Source organism: Bacteriovorax sp. DB6_IX, assembly GCF_000447775.1.
GTDB lineage: Bacteria > Bdellovibrionota > Bacteriovoracia > Bacteriovoracales > Bacteriovoracaceae > Halobacteriovorax_A.
This window is the reverse complement of sequence record NZ_AUNJ01000335.1, coordinates 1-3285: the sequence shown is the minus strand read 5'-3', so window position 1 is coordinate 3285 and position 3285 is coordinate 1. Positions and strand designations below refer to the sequence as shown.

The 3285-nt window shown below is 37.5% G+C and carries 3 protein-coding genes; all 3 read left to right on the top strand.

Annotated features, from left to right (window positions below; genetic code table 11):
* A partial coding sequence (locus M901_RS10180; protein ID WP_021278115.1) for a group 1 truncated hemoglobin occupies window positions 1-325 on the top strand: 325 nt, incomplete at its 5' end.
* 397 nt (window positions 326-722) lie between these two features.
* Window positions 723-980, top strand: coding sequence for a hypothetical protein (locus tag M901_RS10175; RefSeq protein ID WP_034721719.1), 258 nt, complete (start codon window positions 723-725; stop codon window positions 978-980).
* 14 nt (window positions 981-994) lie between these two features.
* Window positions 995-3265, top strand: a complete 2271-nt coding sequence (locus M901_RS10170) for an ABC transporter ATP-binding protein (RefSeq protein ID WP_021278117.1) — start codon at window positions 995-997, stop codon at window positions 3263-3265.
* The last annotated feature ends 20 nt before the right edge of the window (window positions 3266-3285 follow it).

The window sequence follows — 3285 nt, the reverse complement described above, 5'->3', positions numbered from 1 at the left end:
AAAAGCTGCAGTCGATATTTTTTATAACAAGGTTCTGGCCGATGACAGGATTAAACACTTCTTCGAAGATATTGAAATGGACGCGCAAAGAAGAAAGCAAATTCTATTCTTAACATACGCCTTTGGAGGACCCAGTAACTATGACGGAAAGAATATGAGAGATGCTCACGAAGCCCTAGTCGCTAAGGGTTTGAACGATTCTCACTTCGATGCTGTTGTTGAAAATCTTGGTGCTACACTAGAAGAACTAAACGTTCCTTCAGAGCTAATTGCAGAGGCTGCCGCAATTTGTGAAACCACAAGAAATGATGTTCTTTGCAAGTAAACTTAGAGGCCATTTAGTTATGGCCTCTAAAAAAAATATTTTTTTTATTGACAAAAAAAATAAATAAATTATTTTAGAGAATATATTGTTAATTTCGACAGTATAAATTCATAAGTATCTTTAACAAAGGAGATCACCATGAATAAGACATTCAAGATTCAAAACTCGAGTGTAGCTGGTGTGGTTGTCTCTCTTTGCTCACTTAAAGTTTTTCCTCTGCTCAATTCATAGCAAGAAATACTAAAACGAAACCTCTGTCTCCCCTTGTGGAATTAAGTTTCAAAAAATCAGACAACATTTACATTTACTAACGAACTAGGCCGAGCCTCGTCTTAAATCTTTTGTATTTCAGACACTTAGCCTGTTTTATTAACATCATTTTCTATGGAGGAAAGTTATGCAAGCGCAATTGTACGACTTTACACGAGAGTTGCACTCGTTGAACAAAGCAACACGAGACGTTGGACGGAGTTTCTTTCGTCTAGCAAAACTAAGTATGAGAGTCGGATTCAATCTCTTAACAGATCTTGGGGCAATACTTTTTAAAGAACCCGAGCTCTACATGAGAGAAGATCTCGAAAGAACAAAGCAAGCGGTTGAGATGAAAAAGAACAATTATGTTGGAACTCATCCGCCCAGTATGTACCACTACTAACAAAGAAGGAAAAAATGACAGATAGATGGAATATTGAAAAGCACTTACTACAGAAGAATAGAATTCCTCAAAATATTGAGGAAAAGATTGAGGAGAATATTATTATATATGCTCTCTTCGACCTAAACGAAGAATTAAAATATGAGAAACGTTGGATTGTTCTAACTGAATCGAATGTACAAATTTTTAAAGATGAGGATAGTGAACTTATCTTCAAAGAATCTTATCAGTCGATTTCAAAAGTTAAGAATGAGAGATTCACAAGTTTTGAAACTCTTAAGATCTTAGCTGCAGACGATCTCCCTCCTGTAGCGACAATATTCTACACAGGGAAACAACGCATGATGATGGGTCAAATTCACTGGTATCTAAGCGAAAAGGTTGAGAAAGAAAACTCTATTCTTGATCTTAAGATAGACCTAGAGAATGAGATTTGCCCACATAAGTTCTACCAGCAAAACACTTTAGCTCCACTTCGTGAAGTTCAAGCTGAAAGCGCTGGTAAGGGACAAAGTACATTATTGCGCTTACTTAGTTACCTTAAACCATATAAGAGCTATGTTGCTCTTGGTGCGGTTTCTGCAGTAATTGCGACGGCTATGAGCCTTATTCCACCATATCTGTCAGGACAATTAATCGACGATCTCATTCGTCCATTTCAGGCAGGAACTCTCACCGCAGAGTTAGCGTTGAAGAAGGCATGGCCATTGGTCATTATGTTGGGAGCAACCTATCTCATCAGAGAGTTCTTTATTTGGGTCAGACTTAATCGTATGTCTCTCATGGGAGAATATATTGCACAAGACTTGAGAAGGGATCTTTATAATCACCTTCAAGAGATGGATATGGACTTCTTTAGTAAAAAACAAACGGGAAGTTTAATCTCAAGAGTAAGCTCTGATACAGATAGGATCTGGGACTTTATTGCGTTTGGTATCGTTGAAGTTGCAATTGCGACGATTACGTTAACAGCACTTTGTATCACCCTAATCTCTCTTGATTGGAAACTAGGTTTAGTTATGACTCTACCTGTTCCAATCTTACTATGGTCAATCTATACCCATGGTCAGAAGATGAAGGACTTATTTACGAAGTGTTGGAGAAAATGGTCGGACTTAACAGGGATTCTATCGGATACGATCCCAGGAATGATTGTTGTTAAGGCTTTTTCTCAACAAGAGCAAGAGAAGATCAAGTTTAGCAAGGCCAACAAAATCGCTCTTGAACAATTTGAGCAAGTCCATCATGCATGGACAAGATTTTGGCCAGCACTGATGACAACAATTCATACCATTACAATGGTGACATGGGTCTTAGCTGTCCCACGACTTTTTGGGGCCAGTGATGCATTAAGTGCCGGTACATTTGTTTCTTTTCTCTTATATATGACAATGTTCTCAGGTCCTATTGAGGTTATTGGTCAAATGGCGAGAATGATGAATAGAGCGATAAGTAGTGCTCATAGAATCTTTGAGGTTCTAGATACTAAGTCAAAAATTCATCATAAGAAAGATGCTCAGAAACTTGAGGAGATAAAGGGAGATATTGAATTTCAAAATGTTTCTTTTTCTTACGATGGTTTAAGACCAATTCTAAAAGGGATGAATTTTAAAATTCAAGCTGGAGAAATGATCGGTTTAGTTGGTTCAAGTGGTGGTGGAAAAAGTACGATCACAAAGCTTATTTCACGTTTCTATGATGTGAGTAAAGGAGAGATTCTAATTGATGGAACTCCTCTAAAAGAACTTGATATCGTAGACTATAGAAAGAAAGTTGGAATGGTTTTACAAGAGCCCTATCTCTTTCACGGGACAATCTGGGAGAATATTGCTTACGGTATGCCTGAGGTAAATCTTAAAGATGTTGTTGAAGCAGCAAAGGTTGCCAATGCCCATGACTTTATTATGGCCCTACCAAATGGGTATGAAACAGTCATTGGTGAAAGAGGTCACAACCTTTCAGGAGGAGAAAGACAAAGGATTTCTATTGCGAGAGCAATTCTTCATGATCCAAAAATCTTAATTCTCGATGAGGCAACGAGTGCTGTTGATACAGAAACGGAAAGAAAAATTCAAGATGCTCTTGATAGATTAACACAAGGTCGAACTGTTATAGCAATTGCTCACAGACTTTCGACATTAAGACAAGCTGATCGTATCTTTGTTGTAAACAAAGGTGAAATTGTAGAAAGTGGAAAACACAAGAACCTGCTTGAAATTGAAGATGGTCATTACTACAAACTTCACAAAATGCAGAAAGATATGAATGAGAACTTTGCTTTGTAAGGGAGATAAATATGATTANA

Coding starts and splice junctions, on each gene's coding strand:
- M901_RS10170 (WP_021278117.1), top strand. CDS start 995: ATGACAGATAGATGGAATATTGAAAAGCACTTACTACAGAAGAATAGA.
- M901_RS10175 (WP_034721719.1), top strand. CDS start 723: ATGCAAGCGCAATTGTACGACTTTACACGAGAGTTGCACTCGTTGAAC.